Below are 317 nucleotides of genomic sequence, written 5' to 3' on the forward strand. Positions count from 1 at the left end.
AGGGGAAGAGAGGGGGGGAGAAGGGGAGGAAAAGAAAAAAAAGAGGGGGAAGGGAGAGAGGAGAAAAAGAGGGAAGAAGAGAGGGAAAAAAGGAAAGAAGAAGGAAAGGGAGAGGGAGGGAGGAGGGAAGAAAAAAAAAGAAGAAGAAAGAGGAGAGAAGAAGAGAAGAAAAGAGAGAGAAGGGGGAGAGGGAAGGAGAAGAGAGGAGGGAAGAGGGGAGGAGAAAAGAGGAGGGAGAGAAAAAAGAAGGGGAGAAGAAGGAGAAGAAGAGGAGAAGAGGAAGAGGGAAGGAAGGAAAGGAGAAAAGGAGAGAGAAG

Annotated in this window: 1 protein-coding gene; it reads left to right on the top strand. The window is 48.3% G+C overall.

What is annotated here, in order from left to right:
- A partial coding sequence (locus AB9K37_RS01490; RefSeq protein ID WP_369835241.1) for a hypothetical protein occupies positions 1–317 on the top strand: 317 nt, incomplete at both ends.

The organism is Donghicola sp. XS_ASV15 (assembly GCF_041224595.1).
GTDB lineage: Bacteria > Pseudomonadota > Alphaproteobacteria > Rhodobacterales > Rhodobacteraceae > Donghicola.